This is a genomic window from Mesorhizobium sp. WSM4898, from assembly GCF_029625845.1.
Classification (GTDB): Bacteria; Pseudomonadota; Alphaproteobacteria; order Rhizobiales; family Rhizobiaceae; genus Mesorhizobium.
The window spans coordinates 176,010-202,832 of record NZ_JARTVQ010000005.1 but is presented as its reverse complement, the minus strand read 5'-3'; the positions used below and the strand labels follow the sequence as shown (position 1 = coordinate 202,832).

Here is a 26,823-nt window from a genome sequence, read left to right as displayed (position 1 = left end):
ACATGGACGACGAGGAGGTCTATGTCGAGCCGGTCAGCCTGCCACTGACACGCCCGCCTATGAAGTGGGGTGTGCGCTATGAGGTTTTTGCACTGAACGGCATCCTGGCGGTGATCGGTTTTATCGCCACGAGCAGCTTCATGCTTGGCCTTGGTGTGTTCGGCGTGGTGCATCTGGTCAGCGCATATCTGTGCCAGCGCGACCCTTACATGTTTCATATTTTCGAGCGGCGCGTCTCAAAACGCGGAGCGGTGGCGAACCTTACTTTCTGGGGCGCGAGGAGCTATTCGCCATGAGCCTCGATGCCGACCTGAAATTTGGCCGTGAGCGCCGCCGCGAAAAGCCCGCGGCGATGCACATCCCCTACCTTCGCCATGTCGATGACAATCTGATCGTGACGAAGAGCGGCTTTCTGGTCGGCGTCATCCAGCTCAGTGGCCTGCCCTTCCAGACGATGGACCAGGCCGAGCTGAACAGCCGCATGTTCAACCGCAACACGACGTTCCGCAATCTCTCGACCTCTCGCTTTGCGGTCTACACAACGATCATCCGCCGCCACGTGACGCCGGAGATCGAAGGCGACTTTGACAATCCTTTCGTGGCCGAGCTCGACGCCCGCTACATGGACGAGCTTGGCGCGAAAAACCTTTTCGTCAACGAGGCCTATCTGACGGTCATACGCCGCCCGATGGTCGGCCGGGTCGGCTGGGTGGACAAGGCGCTCAATGCCTTCCGCATCAGCACCGCCAGCGAGGAAACCCGCGAAGACGCGATGGCTGAACTGCGTGAAGTTCTCGACGGCGTCGTCAAGGATTTCACAGCTTATGGTGCGCGTCTTCTCGGCGTCGTGAATCGCCGCGACAGCTTCTTTTCCGAGCCGTCGGAATTTTTGGCGAAGATCCTCGCCGGCGGCGTCGACGTGGAAATGCCTTTGCCGCGCATGAGCCTTGGCGATGTACTGGCGACACGACAGCTGTTTTTCGGCAGATCCGCGCTGGAACTCCGCGGGCCGGACGAAGGCAAGCTCGGCGCCATGGTGTCGATCAAGGAATACCCACCATTCACTGCTCCGGGGTCATTGGACGGTCTCTTGCGCCTCCCACATGAGTTTGTCCTGACGCAGAGTTTCGCGATTGAAGACCGCGTGACGGCGATGCGCCGGATCAACACAATCGCCAACCAGGTTGAGGGTTCCGACGAGGCGGGCACGACGGTCGAGGAGTCCGTCCACGACGGCGCCGACAAGCTGGCCGGCGGCGAAGTCGTCTTCGGCCAACATCACATGAGCGTCATGGCCCTGGCACCGGACATGACCGGGCTCAACCGTGCGATATCCGACATCACGGCCGAGCTTTCGCGCATGTCGATCGTGCCGGTTCGCGAAACGCTGAACACGGAACTGGCATTCTGGGCGCAGTTGCCGGGAAATTTCAGCTACATCGCGCGACGCGCGTTGATCTCGTCGCTGAACTTCGCCGGTCTTTTCTCAGGACACAATTTTCCGTCCGGCCAACGCGAGAGGCTGCATTGGAAACGGCCCATCGCTTTGCTCGAAACGACCAGCCAGACGGCCTATTATTTCAATTTCCATGTTCACGATGTCGGCCACTTCACGGTGTTCGGCCCGACCGGCTCGGGCAAGACCGTCGTGCTGTCGTTCCTGATGGCGCAGGCCATGCGCATCATGCCGCGGCCGCGATGTGTCTATTTCGACTACATGCGCGGAGCAGAAATTTTCGTTCGAGCGCTTGGCGGTCGTTACGAGGTGATGGAGCCCTCCCAGCCGACCGGCTTCGCGCCATTGCAGCTTGACGACACGGCAGAGAACCGTTCTTTCCTGGAAGATCTTCTTATCTACATCCTGACGCCGGAAGGCGGCGCGCTGGACGTGGCGGAGATGCGTGTCATCAACGCCGCCGTCGACATGATCTACAAGATCCCGCGCGAACAGCGGACCTTCGACCTGCTGCCGGAAGTGCTGCGGGGCTCGCTCATGCCCGGCATGAACGATCTGGCCGCGCGGATCCAACCCTGGCTCGACCCGAAGGACAAGGGCTGGCTTTTCAACAATCCGGTCGATCTGGTCGATTTCTCGAAACCCGTCGTCGGCTTCGACATGACCAAGATCCTCGGCGACCGAAAGCTGCGTTCGGCGGCGTTGCTCTACATCTTCCACCGTCTTGAAGACGTCATCGACGGCTCGCCGATCATGCTCTTCCTCGATGAAGGCTGGAAGCTGTTGGACGACGAGGTTTTCGCCGCTTTCATCAATGAGACGCTGAAGACCATTCGTCGCCGCAACGGCGTGGTCGGCTTTGGCACGCAGACGGCGGAGGACGTCGTCAATTCCTCCATCTCGTCGTCACTGATCGAGCAGACGAAGACCAACATTTTCTTCCCCAACCCGAAGGCGAGCAAGGAATCCTACATGGAGCGCTTCTCGCTGACGGCGAAGGAATTCGAGTTCGTGCGCCGCACCGCCAAGGAAACGCGCACCTTCCTCGTCAAGCACGACAGCGACTCGATCGTCGCCAAGCTCGATTTGTCGGCAATGCCCGATCTCATCAAGGTCCTGTCCTCGAACGAAGCCAACAGCAAGGAATGCGCACGGCTCCGGGAGACCTTCGGCGACGAGCCGGAAATGTGGCTGCCATACTTCTGCGGATGGGAGAACGAGCATGACGAAGCGGCTTAGCAGCGCTTGTCTGGTCGTGGCTCTCGCGACGGCGGAAAGCATGAGCGTGGCTGCCGCTCAGATCGCGGTCATCGACGGGCAGAACCTCGACAAGCAGCAAGAGGACGAGCAGCACAGCACGAAGTCGGATGAGGCCAAGAAGGATGAAACCGACAGGAAGAAAAGCGTCGTCTGCACCTATTCTAACAAATACCGCTCACAGATGTTTCGCCGATCGCCGGCCGAAGCGTTGCAGCGCGACGCCGGCAACGTGAAGATGATCCGCTACTATGCGCAAGAATACGGCGTTCCCGAAGGCCTGGCGCTGTCCGTTGCCTATCAGGAATCGCGCTTCGACACATGCGCCGGGAGCCACACCGGCGTCAAAGGCGTCATGCAGCTGACCAAGGGCACCGGCAAGTCCATGGGACTGGACCGCGACGTGAACGAGCAGAATGTCGAAGGCGGCGTCAAATATCTCGGAATGGGCGTGAAGCAATGCGGGGCGACGAATTACAGCTGTCTCGCCTCCTTCTACAACGGATCGAACGCAGGCGAACAAAGTCAGTGGGCCGGCGGCGTCGGCCGTTGGAACAGCTACTTCAACGACTATGTGTCAAGCGGAAAGGCTCCGGCCGCCGCGCCGCCACCATTCTCGATCGTAACGGCCGACGGCGCAGGCGGCACGGCCCAGGACGCGGCCATGGGCGCGGTCAGGAAGGCGGCTGGCGGCCTTGACGCAAGCTCATCGCAGCTCGGCGCCAACAATGCTGCAATCGAGGCGCTTGCAGGCAACGTTGGCCAGGTGACCGAATACAAGGACGCCTGGGAGCTGAACTCGTCGGCTCGCGGGGTCAACGCCGATGTCACTAACCAGTACCTCGCCCAGGCGGGGGATTTTACGACGCTGCTTGCCCAACTTCTGTCGATGCAGAACGTCCAGGCATCGCAGTCGGCCAAGCTGGTGCAACAGCCGAAGAGCGGCTCTCCGAACCCGTTCTCTTGTGATCCGGCGGAACTGGAACGGTTGGAGATAGATCGCGGCCGGTGGCTACCATGCGCACTCGAGAACGCGGGGGCAAGCTCGGCCGACAGTCGCTCGATGATCATAACCACTGATCCTGCCGGCGCTGCCAGCGTGATCAATTCTCTACAGCAATAGGAGGCTGACATGAAGAAATTGGCGATTGCCGCCAGTCTGGCGCTTTGGGCAGGCACTGCCCACGCACAAATTGCGGTCATTGATGGCGCCAATCTCGATGTCGCCCGCAAGAATGCGGACAACACCAACTCCATCATGGACTCCAACAAGGATATTCTGAAAAAGAGCGAGGAGATCCTTCAGGCGCTCAGCGGCAGTCGTGACGGTTCGCTCGGCATCGGACAAATGGGCCTTGGCGGCAACATGTCGATCGCCCAGGCTCCGTCGTTCGGATCGATCCTGAACGGCGGCGCGCTTTCGTTTGGCGGCCTTTCGCCCGAAATCCAGAAAATCGCCGGCGCCGTCATCAACGGGCTCCAGCTGGTGAAGCAGCTCCAGCAGATTGCCGGCAAGGAGACCAGCGCCGTCAACACGGCCTATGGCGGCAGCGTGAACGTGGCCTCGCTGCTAAGCGCGTTGACCTCGCAGGCCTCGCAAGGCGTTACCCAGCGCCAACAGTCATTGCAGTCCGCGAGCGGGCAGATCGGGCAGTCGCAGGACGTCAAGGGCTCCGTGGACCAGAACACACGAATGCAGCTGGAAAACGCGCGTGCGGTCAACGAACTGATCGGCGTCCAGAATGGTGCGGTCGCGGCGCTGAATGAGAAGCTCAAGGGAGATCTCCTTCGCCAAAGCCAGGTGCAGAAGATGATGACACCGCGCACCGTCAATCCGTTCGCGGAATTCGGCAAGAGCGGGGGCTGAGCGCTTGTCGAGGCGAGTCCTGCGCATATGCGTTGTGATCGGGCTCGGCACAGGGCTTTTTGGATGCGCAAATCGCGACCTGAAAGCGCCGTGCGGGCCTTTGGCGTATGCCCATGCCGACAACTGCGGCGCGCTGAAGCCGGTCAATTCAACTCCGTTCGCCAGCATTATTGACGAGGATCCATGAACGGTCTCGCCGCAAGCATCCTCGGTGGCATTGACAACATCGGTGAGGACTTCGTTCGCAATGTCTATATGCAGTTGGGCAATGCGATGGGCAACGTCTTTACCCTGATGCTGACCCTCTATATCGCATGGTGGGGCTATTCGATCCTGAGCGGGCGGGAGTCGATTTCGCCAATCGAAGCGGCCTATCGGCTCGGCCGCGCCGTCATCATCTATCTACTGCTGACCGGATGGGGCACATTTTCCGCCACGATCTATCAGCTCGTGCAAAGCATTCCAGACGAGATCGGTAAAGTGATCGTCGGCGCCGTGTCGCGGGCCACCGGCAATCAGCTTAGCGACCAGGCGGCAATTCCCACGCTGATCGACAACCTCTACCAAGGGGCCCAGGACGTCGCCAATCAGGTCTACAGCGGATCCTTCTATGACATTTTTGGTGCGCTGTTGTCGCTGCTCGTTCTGCTGTCGGCCATCATCTTCGCAGCGCTTGCCATTGCCGCGATCATCGCCGCCAAGGTGATGTTGTTCATCACACTCGCGTTGGCGCCGATATGGATCATTCTTTGGCTTTACCGATGGTCCTCGCGGATGAGCGAAGGCTTTCTTTCGCTGACCACCTTCCTGATGATCCAGCAAATCCTGATCTACGGCTTTCTCGGCTTCTACTTCTCGCTCGTCAACGCGGCGCTGAACACCGCCACGTCCGGCGGAGCGACCATGGACAGCAAAATGTCGCTGGTGCTGCCCTTGGTGCTGGTGACGATCATCGGCATCTACGTTCTCATGCAGATACCCTCGATTGCTTCGATCCTGAATGGCGGCGGGTATCTCAGCACCACGGGCGCCCGTTACTCATATGGGACGTTCGGCAGGAATGCCGTGCGCTATTCCGGCGCGCGATGGGCCGCGGGCCGCGCCGCTCGCGGCGCCCGGCAGCTCGCGGCAAACAGTTTTCGATCCTCGCGAGCAGCGAGGGCCGACGACGCAACCCGGTCCGCCATCCAGCAAGGTGCGCGCGATAACTCCAGGCCTCTGGCCTAGAACACAAGGATAATCACCGATAGCGGCCCTTGGATCGGGATCGTTTCGAAAACGAGGCAATAGTACAGTGTCAATCTCAATGGAAACAGCTGCTAACAGCGGCGGCGAGCTCGTCGACAAGGGCTATTACAGGGCGGGCGCGACCTGGGAGGACGACACGCACAGGTCAATGCGTCGATCGCGTACATTGGCCTGGATCGTCAGCGGTGTTTCCGGAATGGTGGCGGTGTTGTCGCTGCTGGCGCTCGTGCTGATCCTGCCGCTCCGGCAGTTCGAACCGTATGTTGTCGAGGTCGACAAATCGACGGGCTACCTCGAGATCATGCGCGCGCTGAAGCCCGGAGATCTGTCCCAGAACGAAGCCGTCACGGCCGCCAATTTGGTCCGCTACATCAGGGCCCGCGAAACCTATGATTCGCGTGAACTGAAACAGAATTACGACCTGGCACAGCTCTACTCCACCGATGCCGCATCCAAGGATTTGACGTGGCTTTATACGCCTGCAAATCCACAATCGCTTGACAAGATTTTTGGCCGCAATGTCACTGTCTCGGTCGAGGTGAAGTCGGTCTCGCTGCTCAATCGCAACACAGCTTCGGTGCGCTTTGCCACGACGACGCGGCGGGACAATTCGTCCACCGCCGACAATTGGGTGGCGGTGATAAAATTCCGCTACACCTCAACGCCGCTCAAGAACGAATGGCGTTTCGACAATCCACTGGGATTTCAGGTTAGGGATTACCGCCGCGACCAGGAATCGGCGCCGGCGGCGGGGAGCCTGCAATGAGATGGCGCGTGGGCTTCGTCCTATCGGCCGCCCTTCTGCTCGGGACGATGCACAGCGCGGCCGCACGCGACGGCCGCATCCGATATGTCACCTTCAACAATGACGACGTGACGTCAGTGCGCGCAGCCCTTGGCATTTCGACGATGATCGAGCTCAGCCCGACCGAAGTCATCGAAACCGTGTCGGCTGGCGACACGAAAGGCTGGTCCATAATCCCCAAACGCGGATCGCGGTTTCTTTTCATCAAGCCGCTGGAGCGCGATGCGTGGACCAACGTCAACGTCGTCACCAACCGGCGCGTCTATTCCCTGCTGCTGCAGGCCACTGACAACAGCCGTGACCGAGCATCCTTCCAGGTCCGGTTCAAATACCCGGACGAAGATATAGACGCGCGCCTCCTCTCACAGGCCAAAGAGAGCGCCGCCGTTCCGGATTTGAAGGACCTGAATTATGCCGATCTCAATTACGACTACGCCTACAAGGGCGACGACAGTCTGAAGCCGCGCACCGTGTTCGACGACGGCACCAAGGTGTTTCTGGAGTTCAAGGGCGACATTCCAGCGATCTTCGTTGTCGACGACAAGCGTCAGGAGTCGCTGGTCAACGTTCGCACGCAGGGCAAATACACCGTCATCGACAAGGTCGCACGGCAATTCACCTTGCGGGCCGATGGCGAGACGCTCTGCCTCTACAACCGGGCGCGACCCAACGCCATCGATCCCGTCGAGCAAGTCTACGGTCCAACGAAACTGACAGGCGGTTCCACCCTGTTCGGATCCAGCGGAGGGCGCTGATGTCCCAGATCGATTATAACCAGCTGGACGGCAGCCCGACGGTCGCGCGCCGTGGTGCTGGCGTGGGTACCAGGATCGCCCTGGTCAGCCTCGGCGTGGTGCTGGTAGGCGCGCTGATATGGCTTAACTGGCCCCGGGAGCCTGTATCGCGCGATCTGCGCGGCGATGCCGAGGAAAACTTCAACCCGCCAGAGTTCCGCCCGCCGGCGTTGAACGAACCGCCGCAACCTGCCGACGGCACGATCGACCAGATCGTGGTGCCGCCACCGGCTGACGACAAGAATGGCGCGCAACAAGCCGATAATGTCGATCAGACCGTGCAGCAAGGCGCGGATCTCGATGCGCAGCGACGCGCGCTGGAGGCGCAAATGGCGGCCGAGGAGGCACGCCGCAAGGCGGAGGCGGAAGAAGCCCGACTCAAGGCGGCGGCTGAGGACGAGGCTCGTCGTAAAGCGGAGGCGGCGGAGCATGAAAAAGCGGTGTGGGAACGCCTGCGGTCGAACCAGATGGTGACGAATGATCAGACCGGCTCGACAGATGCCGGCGCCCAGGCGGCGCAGGTCGAAATCGCGCGGGACGGTCAGATCGTACCGGTGCCCGGCGCGGACAGCGATCCCAACAAGGCCTTCCTGGCGCAGTCTGAGGCAAGCTCTTCCGGCATCGTCAAAGCCAGGGTCTTCCGACGCACCGATGCGTTGATCCCTGAAGGAACGATCATTCGCGGCTATTTGGAAACCGCGATCAACACCGACCTTCCCGGCGCCGTGCGCGCTGTCGTGCGTGAGGATGTCTTCTCTCTCGACGGCCGGCGGATCCTCATCCCGAAGGGCTCGCGCCTGACCGGAGAATACCGCTCAGGGCTTGCACGTGGTCAGAAGCGTGTTTTCATCGTCTGGAGCAGGGTCATCCGCTCGGACGGCATTTCCGTCGACATCAAGTCGCCTGGCGCAGACGCGCTCGGCCGCGGCGGCATGGGCGGCCGTGTCGATACGCACTGGGTTGAACGGTACGGTAACGCCATCATGCTTTCCGTGGTTGGCGGCGTCTCTGAATATCTGTCCTCGCTTGGCGATAGCGGACAAAATGGCCAACAGCGCCAGGTGTCGACGATCGATCCCGTAACCGGTGAGACGACGACCGTGACCTATGGTGGCAACGGCTCGCAGCGCGACGCCCGCGGCATCGCGTTCGACAAGTCATCGACCGCCCTGCAGCAACTCGCGCAAGAGGCGTTTCGCGACACGCAGAACATTGGCCCGACAGTCTATGTCGACCAGGGCACCTCGGTCGTCGTGCTGGTGCGTCGAGATCTCGATTTCTCGGACTTGTACGCCGATCCCGTCCAGGAAGAAGCGGTGCGTCTGAAGGCAGGTGGGCAACCGAAGACGGCGATCGATCCGACGCCTCTCTACGCGACGCCAAAGGATAATTTCTATCCCGGCTATGGGAGCCCGGTGAAATGAATGCACTGCATCCCCTCCCCGACCCTTGGGCCAGAGCCCCGGTCCTGCGCGCTCATCTGGAACCGATATGGCCCTATTTGAACGAAGATTCGGTGTCCGAGATTGCGATCAACAGGCCGGGTGAATTGTTCATCGAACGCCTCGGCGCGAAGGAAATGGAGCACGTCGTCAAGCGGGAGGTAACGCCGGGCTGGATTCGCAACATCTCGACGGGCGTCGCCTCGGCGACAAATCAGGTCATCAACGAAGAAAAACCGGTCCTGTCGGCCGCTCTACCCTCGGGCGAGCGCATCCAATGCATCTTGCCTCCGGCGGCTCCCGAAGGCGGGGCGATCTCGATCCGCAAGCAGGTCATCATGGATATGAGCCTTGATGCCTACAACGATCTTGGCGCCTTCGAGAACACGGCAATGGGCAGCGGACTGGCGCTGTCGGCCGAAGAAAAGCGGCTGGTCGACATGTTGCACGACACGTCGCCGATAGACTTCCTGCAATATGCGGTGCGCAATCGTGTCTCGATTGTCGTTTCAGGCGGGACATCCACGGGCAAGACGACGTTTCTAAATGCGCTCCTGAAAGAGATCCCGGCTCACGAACGGATCATCACGATTGAAGATACCCGCGAACTGAGGCTGCCGGCTCCCAACAACGTCACCCTGATAGCCTCGAAGGGCGACCAGGGCCTTGCCAAAGTCTCCGCCCAACAGCTGCTCGAAGCCTCCCTTCGCATGAGGCCCGACCGTCTGCTATTGGGCGAGTTGCGCGGCGCTGAAACCTTCGCGTTCCTCCAGGCGATCAACACCGGCCATCCGGGTTCGCTCACCACCGTTCATGCCAATTCCGCCCGGTCCGCCTATGAGCGGCTGGCTCTGATGGTCATGCAGGGCAGTTCGGGCCTCTCACGAAGCGAAATTCTCGACTATCTGCGCGAAGTCATTCCAGTGGTCGTCCAGATGGTCCGCACCGAAGGCGGACGGCGCGGCATCAGCGAGATCAAGTTCACCAAGGCGGAGACGATCTAGCGGGGCCCATCCATGCAGAAAATCGCAACAGCAATTTTCATGGTGCTCATGGCGATGGCCCTGGGCGTCCTGGTCTTCACGGTCGCCTATGCCGCGACGGATTGGTACCGGACTGGCTCCCACGTCCTGTTCGACCAGCTGAACGCCAATCCCCTGCCGGTCGTTCGCCAGGCCTGGGCGGATACGATGGCCAGGAATTTTAGCCGGGTCCAATATGCCGTTGCCGCGGGAGCAGCAGGGTTTTTCTTACCACTGGTCGGCCTGTTTCTCATGCGCCCGAGAAAGCGCAACGACTCTCGCTTTATGTCTATGAACGACGTATCAAAACGCGGCCTGACGAAAGCTGGCGGCGTCTTCGTCGGGCGGGCCGGCGGCAGGCTTGCCGAAATCTTGTCGCCCGGCCGCGATCAGCGATCCGGCAAGATCCGTTTGACCCAGCGCCGGCTGATCGGCGGCAAGAAATTGTGGATTGATGGCGATGATGTCGGCGGCTTCGTCATAGGGCCGCCGCGCTCCGGCAAAGGGAGCTCCCTTATCATCCCGAACGCCTTGACCTGGCCGCATTCGCTCGTCGTTCTCGACCTGCGGGGCGAGACCTATGCGGCGACCGCCGGCTACCGTTCCACCATTAGCCGCGTGGTGCGTTTTGCGCCGGCTGATCCAGACGGCAATACCGCATGCTACAATCCGATGGACTTCATTTCGCTGGATTCCGCCCAGCGCGACATCGACCTTCGCAATATCGCTGCGGCGCTATTTCCGCGCCCGCCGTCCAACGCAGATCCATATTGGGTGAACGACGCCCGCCTGCTTTTTACCGGCATAGCATCGTTCGTCATGGAATCGCCTGCAATCCTGAACGAGAAGAAGACCTTCGCCAAAATCCTTGAGATCATGAACGGTGCCGAGCAGCCGCTCCTGGAATTCATCGGCTCGCTGCGCGAGGAACGCCGCCGCGAATGCTCGCATTTTACGCTGCAAACCCTGCTGCCGTATTTCGAGATGTCCGAGCGGCAGTTTTCCGGAATTTACGCCGGCGTACGCACCGGCATGGCCCCTTTTCTCAACGAGCGCTTGATGCGAGCTACGTCCCGCAGCACGTTCGATATTCGCAGGCTCAAGCGTGATCGAATTTCTCTTTATCTCGACGTGCGCCGTGAGCAGATCACGTCGCTTGGACCGCTGTTCAATGTCCTGATCACGCAGCTGATGAACTTCATGTCGGAAACCCTGCCCCGTCCGGACGAGCATCCGGTGCTCGTGCTGCTCGACGAGTTCCAGAACCTCGGCAAGCTCGAGAATGTAACCGAAATGGCGAGCGTGCTCGGCGGCAACGGCGTTTCGATGTGGTTTTTTGTGCAGTCGCTGAAGGCTGTAGACGAGATCTATCGCCAGGAAGGGCGCAAGACCCTCATCAACGCCGCTCGCGTGCAGATCTTTTTCGGTGCGCAGGATGCGGACGATCTGCGATACGTTTCCGAGCAGCTCGGCGAAACGTCAGACGTGCAAAAGGACGTGACACGCACCAAGGCAACGTTGTTCGACACTTATTACACGCGCTCGGAGCACCGCAAGGAGGTGCGGCGGCCCCTGATGCGGCCGGATGAAATCCGCACGCTCGACAAGCACAAGGTCATCATATTGCCACGTGGCGAGTTACCGATCCTTGGCACGCGAAATTTCTATTTCGCCGACGGCCAGCTCGCCAGACGCGCGTTCATGCCCCTGCCCGCCTCTAGCGACGTTTCGCGCACGAAAAGCCCTGCGTTGAATTCCACTGCGGCGGTTCCACCTCCTGCGCTCCCGCCGATTGTGCCGACAGCACCAGCGTACCGATCGGGCCTCTTGCAAATGCGCCTTCGGCACGGCGCGACATTCGCCGCCAAGGCCGGCCGTATGGCTCCGCCACAGGGCCGACGCGCAATCGTAAAAGGGCGGCTGAAAGCAACCGACGCTGCAGCCGCACCGGCTAATGCCGCCATAGATTTTTCCGCTTTGGCGGCCAAAGCGGTGACGACACGCATCGCGCCCGACAAGGAAGCAGCGGTTGCGGCGATCCTGAACAAGGTGCGGTCCCTGCGCGCCAACGCATCCGATACCGAGACTTTCGATCGAAATCTGGGCGTCGTGGAAGATACTTTGCCTGATGTAGTCGATGGGTAGGCCAGGATTCCGATGCGGCGGAGAGGTCGCTGTCTATCGTGACCTTGTCGCACAAGCCATGGCGACGGCGCACATTGCCACGCGCTTCGCGCCGGGCACCAAGCATAGTTCGCCAGAAGTTCTAGGAAGCGACAGAGTTCATCTCAAGTGCGTTTCCGCCTGGCGGCTTTGGGGCCGTGTCCGGACGGTCCGGTTTTGGAAAGCGATGGGCGGTAAGTTGTCGTTTTGGTCTGCTTGATCAGGCAGGCTGCCTCTTCAACATTGCAGTTCAAGAATTCCAGAAATAGAACACGACAGGAACGAGGCCGCATGCCCTATTCAGGAATACAGCCGATTCCGTGATGGCATAGCTTGTGGGGGGTTAGGTGTTCGGGGGCGGGATCGCAGATAAATTTGGCAATGCCTACGAAGCGCGATGGGCTGTTCGTCAATTACTTGACGTTCTCAATGCCAAGGCGCGTTCCATCCGTCTCGAAGGCATCAGCGACGCATTCAAAGGCTTCGAGTTCGCCGTCGACTATGGGCCCCATATCGCCTGGCACCAGACCAAGATCAACGCCCCAGGTCAGAATTGGACCATCCGCGCGCTTGAGCGGGAGGGCGTGCTTTCTGCCTTTGCGGACAGGCTCGGAGCAAATGATCGTGACCGCTGCGTTTTCGTTTCGCAAAGCCCGCCAGCGGAGCTACTCGACCTTGCCAGCAAAGCCTCCTACGCCAGCGATTTCGTCGAGTTCGACGGCGCGTTGCCGAAAGGATCGCAAGACAATTTCAAGAGCTTTCACACGACTGTCGGGGTCACACCCGATGTGGCTTTCGGTTGGCTTCGCCGCTGTGATTTCCGGGTTGTGCCAGAGGCCGAGATTACCTCTTCCATCGAAACGTTCGGTGCCCTCTTGTTCGATTGCGCGCCGACAGAGGTGTATCCGGCTCTCAGAGGATACCTCGAAGCGAGGCTTAATAGAGTTCTGACGACGGAGACCATTCGCGCGGACATGGCCGCTGTCGCCAAGTTGCGGATCAAGGAATGGTCGCTCGATCCGACCTTGCGCCAAACGCTGGCTGACGAGACCAAGGCCTATTTGGACAGCTATGCGCCGTTTGGCGCGCACGGGCATGTCGTCGCCCGGACCTATGGAGACGAGGTCATGTCCCTGCTGGGTAGCCAGGCTGGCCCAAGTGTAATCTTGCTGAGCGGCGTCGCGGGATCCGGCAAATCCGGTGTTGCACGTGACATTCTCGAAAAGCTGACCGATGCCGGCATTCTTCATCTGGCCCTTCGCATCGATCAGAATCTCGACTGCCGATCACCGCGGGATTTCGGCCGCACACTTCTCGATCGTGAAGATAGTCCGGTTACGGTGCTAAAAGGTCTGTCTCCCGACGATCGGACGGTTCTGCTCATCGACCAGATCGACGCCGTCAGCGAGGTATCAGGTCGAAACGGCGCGGCAAAAAACGCCGTCTTGGGGATGGTCGAAGAGGCCCGGCGCTACGCGTCGGTGCGGATCGTCCTGGTGTGCCGCTCTTTCGACATTGAGAGCGACGAGCGGATCAAACAGCTAAAGCAGTCCAACGATGTGGCGCAGGTCGATGTACCGCTCCTCGACTGGAGCACTGACGTTGCGCCGGTGGTCGCCAGCCTTGGCGTAGGTCCGGATACCCTCGATGCCAGCCAGAAGGAGCTCTTGAGGCTTCCTCTTAACTTGGCGGTCTTCGCCGAAATAGCAATCGATGGCGATACCCAGTTCGGCAATCGCAACGACCTTTTCGCGAAACTCCTGCAGCGGAAGGAGCGATTGATCACTCAGAACCGCGATCAAGTCAGTTGGGCACTGATGGCCCCGCTCACGACACTCGCCGATTGGATGAGCGCACGGCAACGGTTAGATGCTCCTCACACCGTACTCGACGGATTCTCCCGAGCAGTCGAGATTCTGACGTCAGAACATCTCGTGATCCGCTCGCGCGGCACATTGAATTTTTTCCATGAAAGCTTCTTCGACTATGTCTTCGCGCGTGCATTTTCTGCGCGGCAGCAAAGCCTGCTGGATCTGCTGGCCTCGACCGAACAGCATTTGTTCCGGAGAACACAGGTGCGCCAGATTCTCGAACACATGCGCCAAAGCGATTATGTGCGCTACGTCCGCGAACTCGCTCAAGTCATTGCCTCGGGCGATGTGCGCTTCCATATCAAGATCGCCGTCGCCCAATGGCTGGCAGCTCTTGCTTCGCCCACCGAGCAGGAACGCGACCTCATACTTAAACTCGACGTATCATCCCAACCGATTCCTTTGCTGGTCCGCACCGCCATTCAGGGAACGGCAGGTTGGTTCGACGTGCTCAATCAAAATGGCTGGCTGGCTGCGCAGCTCAGCAGCACAGTTGAAACCCGCAAAAAGGCCATTCTCTGGTGGCTCTCAAATATAGCCGGTGCTCGGCCACAGCCTATCGCGCAGTTGCTGGACGCATGGTGGAACGGTGATCGAAACAAAGGTGCTCAACTTCTGGACTGGTTCGGCTATGTGCGCCGTCAGGGATCGGATCAGGCGCTGATCGATCTATGTACGCGCGTCGTTCATTCCCGTCCGCCCGGTTTGTTCGAGCGGAAGGGAAATTTTCGTCGCGAGCTTCTGATCGCCACGTGGACCGCCGGAAGAAGCAGCGACGGCGCAGCAGCGATACTAAAGGCCTACTTCGACGCATGGTTTGACGAACACCCAGATGGCGCACCGTTCGACCGGGACGAAATACAGGATATCGACCTGCACTCACTCGGCGAATTGGCAAAGAAGTCGCCTCTGGCGCTGCTCGATGGGTCGATAGACGCGCTAGCGAAAACATTTCAGCGGATTGCCCTAAAGGTGGGCGCGGGCGAATACGATTCCAGTTTTCGCCATCGCGCCTACTCCGGCCACAATTTCGGAAGCGACCAGTATTTGCAGTTGGTGCGTGCCGCCCTGCAAAAGGTGGCCGGTGACAATCCCGAGCAGGCCCGACTGATACTCCGCCGTATCGATCCGCAAAGCCACGAGGCTGCGGCCCATCTGTATCTTGAGACCATCGCCGCGAATCCGCGGGTCCTGGCGAACGAGCTGCTGCCTTTGCTCGCGTTTCCTATAGTTTTCGAGGCGGGATGGACGGGCGCGGATTGGCGCTCATTTGCCGACGCGGCGAAGGCGGCGCTTCCCTATTTAGCGGATCCGGAACGCACCGCAGTAGAACAGACGATCCTCGCATACCAGCCGGAGTTGGATTTCGCCGTCAAAGCCGCACAGGAGCACAAAGCCGGAGAGCGGGAGACGATATGGACACAGCCCAAGAATATCGTCGGTCAGTTGAGATGGTCAGGCTACAAGCAGTTCTGTATACTCGAAACCGTCGGGCGGGATTTGCTTAGCCCCATAGCGGCGGTTCGGTTGGATGAACTGCGGCGAAAATTCCGTGGCGAGAAGGTTGTAGAGCCTTCGCATGTCGAGGCCTACGCGATTGAGTCGCCGATTGCCAAAGACAATGCCGTCTATATGACCGATGAGCAATGGCTGTCGGCTATGCGTGGCCATCACAGTGACGAAGAGCGGCACTACGGAAACGGCTCGGCCACCGGCGGCGCGCGGCAGCTCGCATACGTGTTGCAGCAACTCGCGAAAGAAAACCCGGAACGATTCGCCCGCCTGCAACTGCGCATCCCCGCCGACGCGAATCCTGCTTATGTGCAACAGCTTCTTTGGGGACTAGCCGAAGCGGAATCCGTTGCATTGGAGCCGTTGCAAGCGGCGGTGCTCGATGCTCATGCTCGCGAAGGCAAGCCTTATGGTGACGGTATCGCCCGGCTGTTCGAGCGCCATCCCGAACTGGGCAGATCGCAATCATGCTGGGAAGTCTTGGTCTGGTACATCCTCCATGGGGAGGCCGCGGACAATGTCGATGTCGATACCAACCATGCCGACCGGGAAATGGTGTCGATCGAAGATCTTCTTAACCGAGGCGGCAAGTTGCATATGCGCGGCCTCAACGGGGCTCGCGGTTGGGCCTTGGAGGCGCTGTCAGCGGTTCTTTGGAATGTTCCGGAGCGGCGTCGGGATGCATGGTCGCTGCTTGAAGACCGCATTGCCAACGAAGCGCAGATCAGCGTGCGTTGTTGCATGCCGCGCCCGCTCACCCCGATGTTCAACGAGGATAAGAGCCGATGTGCGGCCCTTCTGGAAAAGCTGGTTACGCCTGATGCACAGCGGCCCAGCTTCGCCGCGAGCGCCATAGCGAAGCTGCAATTCCCGCCATCATGGTTGCCACCCGCTGCCGCTAGGATGCTTGCCGCCGCCACTCAGGTCGCAACCAACGCTGTTGCCAGACGCTCGTCGCCCGACCCCGTGTGGCTGTCTCCCTTGATGACGCACCCGGCAACCAATCTGCTACCTTACATCGTCCATCAAGTTCCCGCGATCGGCAGGCGGCTGCTTTCCACGTTGCTCACATTTGGAAATGCGGACATGCGGCTGGTTGCGACATGGCACATTGCACGCGCCAGCTACAATGATGCCAGCTACGTCGCTCTGGCGGATTCGCTCGAACAGTCATCGCTGGATGCGAGGCGGCTAGCGTCCGACATTGCCTCTCACTCTGTAGTGGAAGCCACCTATCGGGATCGGGCTGTCGGAAACCTTCTGCGCTACTTCGATGATGACGATCCGAAGGTGCGGAACGAGGCGTCCGAGGTGTTTCGCTCCATCCCTCCCGGGAGGTTCGCGACGTTTATGGGACTTGCTCAAGCATATGTAACGAGCAACGCATTCGAGAACGACTCATTTGCCTTCTTGCACGCGCTGGAAGATGCACAATGCAATGTCGCTGGCTTGGTAGTTGCCGCTGCGGAGAGAGTCATAGTCGACCTAAAGGCTGGCGGCGAAGAGGCGAAGCGAAGAGATATGGATATCCACCAGCTAAAAGACCTAATCAAAGCGGAATACGCAGCTTCGGAAAACGACCCTGCATTGCGCAGGCGTTTGCTCGACGTGATCGATCAGATGCTGATGCTTGAGCTACATGGCATGGATGAAATTACTAAGCCGCACGAACGGTAGGCGCGGGAAGTTCCGTTCGATCTTTAACGATGTTCGTTTACATGCATCGAGAGAGCGCGCCTCAACGCCCGACATGCGGCGCATTGCTGTCATTCCTGATCATTGTATGGCGAATGCGTCGCAGACCTACCTCCGCGGGAGGACGCTGGGTCGGCCCTTACTCAACGCTCGTAATCGTTATCATTCGAGCGCTGGGTCTTACGGTCCTGGTCTTCCGGCTGCCGCGCCTTCTGTTTGTTGGCGTCTTTTCGCTTGGCTCTCACCTTCTCCTGGTCGGTGCCTGTGCGCGGCTCCTCCGGCTCGCGGGGATCGGCCCGCGTTGGAAGGTCGCGCCCTCGCGCCTCACGCTCGGGGATCGGCTCGCCGGCACCACCACGACGCTGCTGCTGCCGCTCGAATTGCAGCCGCGCGAGACGGTCGTGCATCTTGTCGTTCACCTCTTCACGATACTGTTCGAACTGTTGCTGATGCGCCGGCGGCAGCGTCTGGCGCATGTTGTCCAGAGCCTGATTGACACGGGCCATCTGACGCCGCATTTCCAAGGGGGTTTGCGCCATGTTCAAATCTCCTATCAGTGCATTCAATTCTCTCATACCGGGATGGGACAGGAAAGACTTCTGCCCCGATTGATCAGCTCCGCGACCCATAGGACCTGTCTGCCCCTCCACTGTTCGATCGCGACGCAATCGCAGAAAACTGCTGCCGATCGACTCCGCTGCCATGAGAGCCTGACCGACTATCCCCGCGGTCCGCATCGTCGTCACAGTCTTTTGCCATGCGGCAACGATTGCATCGCCGTTTACGACAAGGGATTGCCCGTCCAAACGGCGTTGCCGCTTGGCCTCCACTCGCTCGATCGTCCTGGCGCTCACCTGGTAACGCGGATCGCTCTGTGCGCGGCTATAGGCTCCAGCATGCTCCTTCGTGAACGGCCGCGTCATCGCATGATCCATCCGCCGCGTCGCCACCATCGCAATGCCGTTCTCGCGCGCTTTTTCCGCAAAGGTCTCGCGCCAGGATGCGAGATCCGGCTTGTAGAATTTCAGGCGTTCGCCGTCGGCTGATCGTGCCTGCACCATCGCGTGGATATGGACGTGCTTGGTGTCCTTGTGATGCGCCAGGACGAACTTGTATCCTGGCGCGCGCTCCTCGAGTACGGCGCGCGCCGCGGCCATGACGGCGTTGGCATCGGTACCGGCTCTTGCCGAGAAAAGCAGGTGATAGGCATTGCGGCGCTCGCGCCCCGAAAACTGCGGGCGCCATTGTTCATAGACCGAAGCCGCCGCCGTCGTGGAATTCTTCACCCCAGGCACGGGTTCGCCATTTGCATAGCGGACATGGCTGTGGGTACGGATAAACTTCTGCAGGAAATATTTCGCCTTGGCTTCACGGCTGACCGCCGCCGTCACCGCTGCCTTGGCTGCCACCCCCGCCGCGCCCATGGCTTCAGACAAACGCGCCTCGATCTTGTCGAGGGCCTTGCTGCGCGAATTATCCCGACCACCGGCAAGCACCCTCGCAATAGGTCCTGCCCGCTCATCGGTGTGTGCATAAACCTGCACCGTCTGTCCATCATGCGCATAGATGAACGGTTTTGCACCGAAGGCCTTGTTCAGCGCCTCGCTCAGGGCGCCATCGGCAACCTCGCTGGCGAGCTCGAAACGAACCTCCAGAAAATTGGTATTTTCCAGCGGCGGTTCGAACGTCTCGCAAAACGTTTCCAGGAACGCCTTTCGTGCGGCACCTGTCGCGAGAACCTGCCCATCCTCATCGAAAATCTCAATGTCGTGTTTCTCGCCTTTTTCGTCCTCGCGCTTCCCGATGTAATTGAGCAGCCGCGCGGCGGCTTCCTTGGTAGACGGAGGATTGGGCATGACCTTAAACACAGCGGGCTGCGCGCCCGCCGCATAGCCTGCCCGTGCCGCCACGGCGAGCGCCTGATAGCCCGCCCGCGCCGCTCGTCCTGTACCGCCAGAGCGGCCAGCGCCACGGCCGCCGCCGCCGCCGCGCCGCTTCCAGTCTTCCTCCTCCTCTTCCGGCCGGAAACCGGCGAGCGTGGCGCCATAGATCATGATCGGCGCGCTAGCGGCCTTGGGCGAGCTCGCAGCAGCAGTGGACTTCGGTGCAGCGCTGGAGACGGAGCTCCCCGCCACTCCTGTTAATCCCGGCGAAGAACGAGGGGCGCTCCTGCGCCCACCTACCGTCGAGCCGGCTTGTCCTTGCCCGAGGCGGCCAGCGCCACCGGCCCGCTCACGACTCTTCATCGCCTGGAATTCACCAGCCTCGCGTCGGGCGCTCGTCCCGGGCTTGTCGTCGTCCAGGTCCTCGCGCTTCACGGCGGACTCGCCTAGAAGATAGCGTTCGATTTCGGCCGCGTAGCCAGCAAGACGACCGCTCATGGCCTGGCCTCCCTCGCCTTGCGAGACTCGACGGTCATCGTTTTCAGTTCCTCGCGAAACTGCCTCACGAGCTCGCCCACCGCGATCAGCGCCTGCTCAAGATCCTCATCATGGGCGACACGGCCGTCGTTCATGGCGCGCACGGCCTGATTGAAATTGAGGCCGACACGCCGCAGCTGATCGGTCATGTCCACGATCGCCGGCCGCAACGCCTCTGACGCGATAGGCAGATGCCCGACCTCTGCCCGCACCAGACGCCGGACGACCTCACTGACGGTGACGCCCTCCCGCCCCGCAATGGCTTTGAGGCGGGCCAGCTCGGCAGCCGAAAACCGGATGTGCGTCACCTCGCCGTAGCGTCGTGACGCGCTCTTGACCGCCGCTTTCTGGACGTCTGCATCCATCTCTCAAGCCCGCTTGCGGGCGCTAAGGTCCGCCAGGGCCGCGCCGCCTATTTTGTGTGTGTCACAAAATAGGCTATCCTGCCAAGAGAACGCAAGAGGCATGAAATTACGGGGCGCGTTTTCTCACCAGCGCAGTTGGTGAGAGGCGCGGGCGACGAAATGTTCCCATCGTGTATTGATGCGATGTGCCTATGATGCGTTGAAGACTTGTTTCCATGTTAACAAGGAAACAAGTGCCCTGATGCGCAGCCCGAAAGCGTAGTCGAAAATCCGCAGTCGGATTAGCCCGGCTGGACGCCTTCTTCGCTGAAAACAGCAGCTGCGCAGAAACTGCACCTTTAGGCGAGCCCTTATCGATGCGCGCGTGGGTTGCCAAACCAGTATTCCCCGTCGACAATGTCACCATGTTTCGACCGTGACATTGGTCCATATGTCCATGATGACTTGTTCCCATGTTAACATGGGAACAAGGAGACAACGCCGGAAGGAAGCCTCCTATGATCATCTCCGCTGCGATCCCAAAGGGCGGCACTGGCAAATCGACGATGCTGCGCACCCTTGCATCCGTCGCGCTGCATCGGGGGTATTCGGTCACTCTTATCGACGGCGACCGGCGGCAGAACATGAACCGCTGGTTCCAGATGCTGGGCGAAGCTGGCAATCGTCCTGACAAGCTGCAGATGGTGAGCGCGATGACGCCGCAGGAAATCCTCGACGCAGCAGCCATCCACAACGGGGAACGCTCTGTCGTCTTGATCGATACGGAAGGCACGACAAATGACAACCTCATGGCCGGGCTCTTCGCTGCCGACATTGTCGTCGTGCCGGTCTATTTTGCCCTCGACGATGTGACCGCCGCCATCCAGATCACCGACCACTACATCCCGCTGGCGGTCGAGAGCCGGGGTAGACCGCTGCCAGCGATATTCGTGCTGACGAAGCAGACAATCATCGATGGCAGGGCGCGAGCCCTGACCGAACTGCGCGCCATCATCCAGGCCAACGGCACGCCCATTGCAGAACACGTCCTGCACAATCGCGTTGCCTACCGCGACCTTCAGACCGGGCAGACCCTTTACAGCCCCGAGGTGCCTGACGCGAAGGCGATTGCCGAGAGCGAAGGGGTCTTCGACGACCTTCTGCAAACCTTCATCGAAGCCACAAGGAACGCGGCATGAGTGAAGAAACCACGCCGAAACCCGGTGACGACAAGAAAGCCCGTATGATGAAGGCGATCTCCACGCAACCGCCCGCGCTGCCGAGCATGTTCATCCCGCCGAAGGCCGAGACATCAGGGACCAGGGAGCAGGCTGCGCCACAGATCCAGAAAACGACAAAGCCGTCCCCGGCAGTCGGGCCCGATTTCCGCAAGCTGCTGCGGCAGGGCCAGAAAAAGGATCCCATCGCCGGAAAGAAGATTCGCGAGGAGGAGATGATCCGCTGCGGCTACTATTTGACGGCCGTGGAGCAGCGGCAGTTCAAGCTGCTGGCGATCAGCAATGGGCACAGCATGACCGAACTGCTGCGCAAGGCCGTGCAGGACTATATCCGCATTCATAAGCACAAACTGCCGAAGGAATAATCGGCGGTTTGGAGTCGCTGTCTCTTGCTGTAGCCGGTGATGTTCGTGGCTCTTTTGCGACCCACAAAAAAAGGGCCCGCGACGGAACACTCCGTCGCGGGCTCTGAGACGTTTTGCCTACTTGGGTTGATTGAGGTGTTTCAGCACCTGGCCGAGAATTGTGTCCCGCGCCGGACGCCGGCTGGCTACCGCTTTGTCGTCGACCAGCTTTGCGGCCAGTTTGGGCGACGGCGTGAAGTCGTAGCCGTGTGAGATGGCTGCGCGGCGAAGATCCTCAAGCGTATCGAAGGCGCGATCGTGGGTGCCGAACCAAAGACCGGGCTCGTCGGTTTCTTCGTGCAGGAATGCTTGCAGGAAGTAGGTCCGAAGCGGTGGATCGTAGCCGATGACAGCGTCTGGATCCGAGCGGCTCTGTCCGGTGACGGTGCCAGTGACAGTGATGGTGTAGCGGCTCATTGCAACCTCCTTTTGCCGGTGGGGAGCCGGCCCCTTGCGAGGCCGGCCACCGATGCTCACTGGGGGTTGTTCCAGAGGATGACCTTCTTGTTTTCCTCGCCACCCGGGGCGGGAGCGAGATTGCCGAAGATGACGCCGATCTCGGGGGCTTCCAGCTTGACCGAGAGGTATTCCTCGCCCGAACGCTGGGAGATGCGGTGCCAGCCGGCTCCGATCTCGAAGCCCGTGCGCTTGTTGACGATCCGGTAGTCGGGCGCGTCCTCGCGCGACTTGTTGGTGTTCGGGATCAGGGTGATCGGGGCGTTGACCCGGAGCGTGGCGAAGACGCCTTCCATCGAGCCGTCGGCCTTGGTGGTGAGGTTTGCGATCGTGGTGGCCATGGTAGTTCTCCTTCGGTTGCATCGGGACCATTCCCGATGGCGCCAAAGGAGAGGGCCGTCCTGCTGCGGTCATCTCGGCGAAAATTCTGGAAAATTCTATTTGCCGAAAAATAGCGAGCAGGCCCTTCGCCTGCCCGCGGTTAAAAACAGAAATCGAATTTTCCTGAATATTCGCCGAGTGTACCCCCAACGGGGGTTGACCGCACAAAGCAGGCGGTCGTCTACAAAGGCGACATGAAACGGGAATGGCCCCGGATGCGACCGAAGGAAAAGAACTCAGGCCGCCATTGCTAGACCGCCGACGCAATGCTGCCGGATCGCAGGAACATGCTGCAGCCTCTCGGGTCATATCGTCGGCATTGCCAACACATCGAACAGTTAGCCCAGCGCGTGACCGCCTTGCGTGTTCGGTATGGCGGCATAGCGGTTTCGAGATCGGGGCCGGCTGGCAGCGGCCTTTACGCCCCTCGGGGGACGATACCGCGCAGTCAGGTTGGATGACCCGGCAAGCCAGGATGTTGTTCGGCACGCTTGCACCCGCTTCAGAGGCGAGACGGATCAAGATGATCATCCGCGCAACGCCCCGCGGCTCTGCGCGTGGACCGGTTTCGAAAGGGGCCGGCTCCGGCCGTTCATAAAGTGGAGTGGGCCGCGCGGGGCCGGATCAACGTATCGGATTGAACCCGCCAGGCTGTCGGCAGGAACCGCATCCATCATCCTGGCAACGCTAGACGCTCCTCCGGCGTCATGCGGGCTTCGGCTTGGCGGCGAATATCCGGACCAGCATGGCGGAGCATCGCGCACCAGTCTTCCACATTGTACGTGATCGCCATGCTCCCTCTGGCCAGATCGTAAATGACGCACGGCTTGTTCGCGATGGCGAGCCGAAGCATGTTGACGGCCGTGCCGGGTGATGCGCCGTCCCAGACCATCATGCCAAAGTCGGCGCGCCGCGCCATCTCCCGGTCCTTGGCGGCGTGGAACAAGTGCTCGTGAACTCCTTCAGGAGAAGGAACATGGTAGGCGGACCAGTCGCCCAGATTGTTGCGGGGTTCCTTGCCGGCATGGAAGACCCCGACATGCTCGTACTTGTAGCCCGCAAGCAGGCCCTGCGCCTCGGCATCGGCTCCCGACGCGTCGCCAACCAGCACGCCGTGTTCGGCAGCAACGATTGCGCCGATGCGAGCGATGGCAGGTTCCGGCAGCTCGAATATCTCGCGTGATCCACCTATGAATATCATCGACATCGTGACTTTCCCTTCTCTCCCGCGGCCCCCGCTCCGCGCCGGCCGCCCTCTCCCCCTGGCCTTGCGCGAGGGATCGTCACCGAAGGCCGAGACGGCAAAGCCGGCTCGGGAAGCGGCGGGACGCCGCGACGAGAGCCCGGCCGGCCGCAGGCCGGCGCGCCCGGACGCTGCAGCTGCCAGAGGCGCTACGCGCCTGGAGCGAGTGCTAGTGGCCTTTGTCGGCCAGCCAGAGCTCACGTCCTAGATCGGGCACATGGCCGCGAAAAGAGAACGTTAGTCCAGACGGCTGACGCGGCGCCCCTCGCTGCGCGCTTCAATGAAGGCGGCCGCGATCTTCATCATGAATGCCTTGCTGAACCGACCGAGCGTATTCCCGTCGGGTCCGATGTACCAGGAGCGTTCGGCAATATCGTAGTTATATTCGTCAACCACGATCCAGCAGCGTTTGAGATCGGTCAAACCGGCGCGGCGACATTCGATGGCGGAGACCTCCAATGCGACCCGATCGGCGGGCGGTGGTTGGGTGGTTATCGCCAGGAGCGCCAGATGGGTCAGACCGTCGCTAGCGCCGCGGACAGCGATGACCACGCAGGTCGGCCGGCTCTTGCGGCCTTCCGTTTCGCCGCGCTCTTGTTGCCATGCCCAAAGATACGGGTAGGAGATTACTTGACCGGGCAGGAATCTACCGCTCGTCATCGTATCCCTCCCCGCGCGCCAGTCGGTCGATCTCGGCGGCGAAGAGTCCCGCGTGTTCATCCGGCATCTCGGAGACGCGGTATGCGCGGCGGGGGTCGGCGCCGGCACGCATCCGTTCGTAGTGCTCGTAACTCATCAAAACGAACCGGGGCTTTCGGTGCTTGGTGAGAATAACCGGTTCGCGGCTGGCAACGTCGGTGACGTCGCCAACCTGCTTGTTGAGATCCCCCGTCGTGAACTGACGCATGGCTGGACTCCTTGATCGGTCTCCATAATATCCAGATTTTCTGGATTTGCAAGAAAACGGCGCTCACGCGCCGCCCTCCGCGAACCGCCAGACCGGGATGCCGAGCCGACGCGCCTTGTCTGCAAGGTTCTCGGTGATGCCGGAGCCGGGAAAAACGATCAGGCCGTAGGGCACCACCGACAGCAGCAGATCGTTGCGGCGGAACGGGGCCGCCTTGGCGTGTCGGTTCCAGTCCGGTTTGAAGGCGATCTGCGTGACCTTGCGGTTCTCGGCCCAGCAGGCGGCGATGCGCTCGGCGCCGCGCGGGCTGCCGCCATGGAGCAGCACCATGTCGGGATGCTTCTCACGGGCCTTGTCGAGCGCGTCCCAGATCCGGTCCTGTTCGTTGCAGTCGAGGCCGCCGGCGAAGGCGATCTTGGTGCCGGCAGGGACCAGTACCTCGGTTTCGGCGTGGCGCCGCGCGGCGAGGAAGTCTCTAGAGTCGATCACCGCCGCCGTCATCGCCTGGTGGGATACCTTGGAACCCGTGCGCGGCCGCCATGCCGATCCGGTTTGCGCCTCGTAAAGGTCGGCTGCCTCGTCGCGCATGATTTCGAGCACGTTGCGGCGCTCGATGTAGGTGATGCCCTCGGCGGTGAGCCGTTCGAGTTCGACGGACTTCACTTCCGAGCCGTCCTGCTCCTGCTGGCTGGTGCGCTGCGCCTCCTCGTTGCGGTCGAGGCTGCGGGCGACGCGCTCAGCCGCGCGGTGGAAGACATTTGCGAAGGACCAGAGCAGATCGTCGAGGTCGGGTTCGAGCCTGGTGTCGCCGAGCATGCCGGCGAAGATCTCGACGATCCCGGCGAGGCCACCCCGGATCACCTCGCCGTCCGGCAGCGGGCGAGGATCGGGCTCGTCCTGATGCGGACGGTGGCCGTACATCTGCAGTTCGAGGATGACGCGGTCGGTCGGCGAGGAGGCGTGGTAGGGCTCGTAGGCGGCGTCGAAAGGAAGTTCGTAGGTCATGGCGTGTCTCCGTCGGCTGTGGCCGCGCCCATCGCGGCCTGACAGCGCATCCCGGCCGCGCCCCGGGCGCGGCCGCACCGAAGGCCGAAGCGCGAGCGGAGGACGGCGCAGCCGTTGCGGCCGTGACGGGGACGTGGCAGGGGTCGCCTCTCGGGCAGGCCGCGGGCGCGGCCTCTCCGGCGAACAGCTGCCAGGCCGGCGGGTCTTCCGGTGACGCTGCCCTCCACGCCTAACTACCCGTACCGCTCATCTTGATGGCAGGAACAGACGCGCATCCTCGGGGTCGAGCTGACCGCTGAGCCATGCCGCGAGGTGGGCCGGGCCGAGATGGCGCAGATCGTCGTTGAAATCGCCAAGCTGCGGCCGCAGCGCCAGAGCGAGAATCCCGGCCTCGCCGGCGCGCTGGCTGAGACGGTAGATGCCTTGGCGCCCGGCGGCGTCCGCGTCGGCCGCGATGTAGAGGCGGCGGCAGCCTGGCGGGAACGTCAGGCCGGCGAGGTGATTGGCGGAGGTGGCGGCGGCCACCGGCAAGGCCGGCATCACCGTCCTGAGCGAGGCCATCGTCTCAAACCCCTCGCCGGCGGCCATGACGGGAACAGGCTCCTCGGGCTGGTGGCCAAGCCAAATGGCGTTGCCCAGGAGATCCCCGAGCGAGCGGCGGGGATCGGCGAGCTGCGCCTTGCCGTTGCCCGCCGGGTCGAGCCAGGTGCGCTGCAGGCCGGTGATGCGCCCGTCGAGGCTGGTGACAGCGGCGATCAGCGCAGGCAGCGTCTGCGTCTCGCCGGTAGTGAGATCTCGATAGTAGCAGCCGGGATGGAAACGCAGGGCGCGCTCATGGGCGGAGAGCAGAATGCCACGGCCAACGAGATAGCGTTCCGCGAGCGTGCCGGCGATCGGCCGCGACATGGCGAAAAGGCGACGCGCGGCATCGGGCGAGCCGCGGGCCGCGGCGGGTTGACGCTCGGCGCCATGGCTTTGCGGCGGTGGCAGCGGCATGGCGAGGAAGCGACGTGCTTCGTCCGCGACTTTGCGGAAGTCGACGAGGCCGCAGCTTTCTCGGATGACATCGAGCAGATCGCCAAATTCGGACGTCGCCTCGTCGACCCATCGACCGGCCGGGCCCTTCGCGTTGGCCTTCAGCCGCACATGCATTGAGCGGCCGCGCGTGTTGCGGACATCGCCGACCATCCAGTGATTGCCGGAGCGATGGCCATTGGAAAGATACTCGCGGCACACCGCCTCGGCATGTTCACCAAGGCGGCGTGCCAGCTCGGAAGCTGAGCCGGCCATGAC

22 protein-coding genes are annotated in these 26,823 nt (G+C 61.2%); 13 read left to right on the top strand and 9 right to left on the bottom strand.

All coding sequences use genetic code 11. From position 1 onward, the window contains the following. Window positions 1–2 precede the first annotated feature (2 nt). The 11 genes from P9228_RS22605 (at window position 3) to P9228_RS22555 (ending at window position 17,114) form a co-directional block, all read left to right on the top strand. Entirely contained in the window at window positions 3–296 is a 294-nt protein-coding gene (locus tag P9228_RS22605) for a VirB3 family type IV secretion system protein (protein ID WP_023720449.1), read from the top strand. Then, on the top strand, window positions 293–2,695 hold the full coding sequence (locus tag P9228_RS22600; protein WP_278055729.1) for a VirB4 family type IV secretion system protein: 2,403 nt from the start codon (window positions 293–295) through the stop codon (window positions 2,693–2,695). The genes P9228_RS22605 and P9228_RS22600 overlap by 4 nt, the downstream gene beginning before the upstream one ends. Beyond that, window positions 2,679–3,836, top strand: a complete 1,158-nt coding sequence (locus P9228_RS22595) for a lytic transglycosylase domain-containing protein (RefSeq protein WP_278055728.1) — start codon at window positions 2,679–2,681, stop codon at window positions 3,834–3,836. Before P9228_RS22600 ends, P9228_RS22595 begins: the two co-directional genes overlap by 17 nt. Window positions 3,837–3,854: 18 nt before the next feature. Further along, window positions 3,855–4,580 carry a type IV secretion system protein gene (locus P9228_RS22590; protein ID WP_278055727.1) on the top strand — a complete coding sequence of 242 codons (726 nt, stop codon included), beginning with the start codon at window positions 3,855–3,857 and terminating at the stop codon, window positions 4,578–4,580. Between the two features lie 183 nt (window positions 4,581–4,763). After that, window positions 4,764–5,807, top strand: coding sequence for a type IV secretion system protein (locus P9228_RS22585; protein ID WP_278055725.1), 1,044 nt, complete (start codon window positions 4,764–4,766; stop codon window positions 5,805–5,807). Between the two features lie 79 nt (window positions 5,808–5,886). Next, the gene (locus P9228_RS22580; protein ID WP_278055723.1) at window positions 5,887–6,594 is read left to right on the top strand and encodes a type IV secretion system protein; all 708 of its coding nucleotides are present in this window, start codon (window positions 5,887–5,889) and stop codon (window positions 6,592–6,594) included. Then, window positions 6,591–7,388, top strand: coding sequence for a TrbG/VirB9 family P-type conjugative transfer protein (locus tag P9228_RS22575; protein WP_278055722.1), 798 nt, complete (start codon window positions 6,591–6,593; stop codon window positions 7,386–7,388). Before P9228_RS22580 ends, P9228_RS22575 begins: the two co-directional genes overlap by 4 nt. Then, window positions 7,388–8,851, top strand: coding sequence for a type IV secretion system protein VirB10 (gene virB10, locus P9228_RS22570; protein WP_278055721.1), 1,464 nt, complete (start codon window positions 7,388–7,390; stop codon window positions 8,849–8,851). Before P9228_RS22575 ends, virB10 begins: the two co-directional genes overlap by 1 nt. Then, on the top strand, window positions 8,848–9,873 hold the full coding sequence (virB11, locus tag P9228_RS22565; RefSeq protein ID WP_278055720.1) for a P-type DNA transfer ATPase VirB11: 1,026 nt from the start codon (window positions 8,848–8,850) through the stop codon (window positions 9,871–9,873). Before virB10 ends, virB11 begins: the two co-directional genes overlap by 4 nt. 12 nt (window positions 9,874–9,885) lie before the next feature. Beyond that, on the top strand, window positions 9,886–12,036 hold the full coding sequence (locus tag P9228_RS22560) for a type IV secretory system conjugative DNA transfer family protein (RefSeq protein WP_278055718.1): 2,151 nt from the start codon (window positions 9,886–9,888) through the stop codon (window positions 12,034–12,036). Window positions 12,037–12,401: 365 nt separating this feature from the next. Next, window positions 12,402–17,114, top strand: coding sequence for a hypothetical protein (locus P9228_RS22555; RefSeq protein ID WP_278055716.1), 4,713 nt, complete (start codon window positions 12,402–12,404; stop codon window positions 17,112–17,114). 161 nt (window positions 17,115–17,275) lie between these two features. Here the strand turns inward: P9228_RS22555 and P9228_RS22550 are convergent, their stop codons facing one another. Both P9228_RS22550 and P9228_RS22545 read right to left on the bottom strand, forming a co-directional pair. Then, window positions 17,276–19,513 (bottom strand): relaxase/mobilization nuclease domain-containing protein, encoded by a 2,238-nt coding sequence (locus P9228_RS22550; RefSeq protein ID WP_278055715.1) that lies wholly within the window; start codon window positions 19,511–19,513, stop codon window positions 17,276–17,278. Next, on the bottom strand, window positions 19,510–19,917 hold the full coding sequence (locus tag P9228_RS22545) for a hypothetical protein (protein WP_278055714.1): 408 nt from the start codon (window positions 19,915–19,917) through the stop codon (window positions 19,510–19,512). Before P9228_RS22545 ends, P9228_RS22550 begins: the two co-directional genes overlap by 4 nt. A gap of 452 nt (window positions 19,918–20,369) precedes the next feature. Between P9228_RS22545 and P9228_RS22540 the strand changes: the two genes are divergently transcribed. Both P9228_RS22540 and P9228_RS22535 read left to right on the top strand, forming a co-directional pair. Next, window positions 20,370–21,095, top strand: a complete 726-nt coding sequence (locus P9228_RS22540) for a ParA family protein (RefSeq protein WP_347404008.1) — start codon at window positions 20,370–20,372, stop codon at window positions 21,093–21,095. Continuing rightward, on the top strand, window positions 21,092–21,499 hold the full coding sequence (locus P9228_RS22535; protein WP_278055712.1) for a hypothetical protein: 408 nt from the start codon (window positions 21,092–21,094) through the stop codon (window positions 21,497–21,499). Before P9228_RS22540 ends, P9228_RS22535 begins: the two co-directional genes overlap by 4 nt. Window positions 21,500–21,616: 117 nt before the next feature. Here P9228_RS22535 and P9228_RS22530 read toward each other — a convergent pair whose 3' ends face one another. The 7 genes from P9228_RS22530 to P9228_RS22500 form a co-directional block, all read right to left on the bottom strand. Next, window positions 21,617–21,955: a hypothetical protein gene (locus P9228_RS22530; RefSeq protein ID WP_278055711.1), complete on the bottom strand. Its 339-nt coding sequence runs from the start codon at window positions 21,953–21,955 to the stop codon at window positions 21,617–21,619. Window positions 21,956–22,011: 56 nt separating this feature from the next. Then, window positions 22,012–22,335: a DUF736 family protein gene (locus tag P9228_RS22525; protein ID WP_006205585.1), complete on the bottom strand. Its 324-nt coding sequence runs from the start codon at window positions 22,333–22,335 to the stop codon at window positions 22,012–22,014. A 713-nt stretch (window positions 22,336–23,048) separates the two neighbouring features. Beyond that, window positions 23,049–23,582, bottom strand: coding sequence for a hypothetical protein (locus P9228_RS22520; protein ID WP_278055710.1), 534 nt, complete (start codon window positions 23,580–23,582; stop codon window positions 23,049–23,051). A 273-nt stretch (window positions 23,583–23,855) separates the two neighbouring features. Further along, complete coding sequence (locus P9228_RS22515) at window positions 23,856–24,278, bottom strand: hypothetical protein (RefSeq protein WP_278055855.1); 423 nt, start codon at window positions 24,276–24,278, stop codon at window positions 23,856–23,858. Beyond that, window positions 24,265–24,525, bottom strand: a complete 261-nt coding sequence (locus P9228_RS22510; RefSeq protein WP_278055708.1) for a type II toxin-antitoxin system prevent-host-death family antitoxin — start codon at window positions 24,523–24,525, stop codon at window positions 24,265–24,267. The genes P9228_RS22515 and P9228_RS22510 overlap by 14 nt, the downstream gene beginning before the upstream one ends. A 63-nt stretch (window positions 24,526–24,588) precedes the next feature. Further along, a complete protein-coding gene (locus P9228_RS22505; protein ID WP_278055706.1) occupies window positions 24,589–25,530 on the bottom strand; it encodes a DUF2493 domain-containing protein in 942 nt (313 codons plus the stop codon). A 246-nt stretch (window positions 25,531–25,776) separates the two neighbouring features. After that, on the bottom strand, window positions 25,777–26,820 hold the full coding sequence (locus P9228_RS22500; RefSeq protein ID WP_278055704.1) for a toprim domain-containing protein: 1,044 nt from the start codon (window positions 26,818–26,820) through the stop codon (window positions 25,777–25,779). Between the last annotated feature and the right edge of the window lie 3 nt (window positions 26,821–26,823).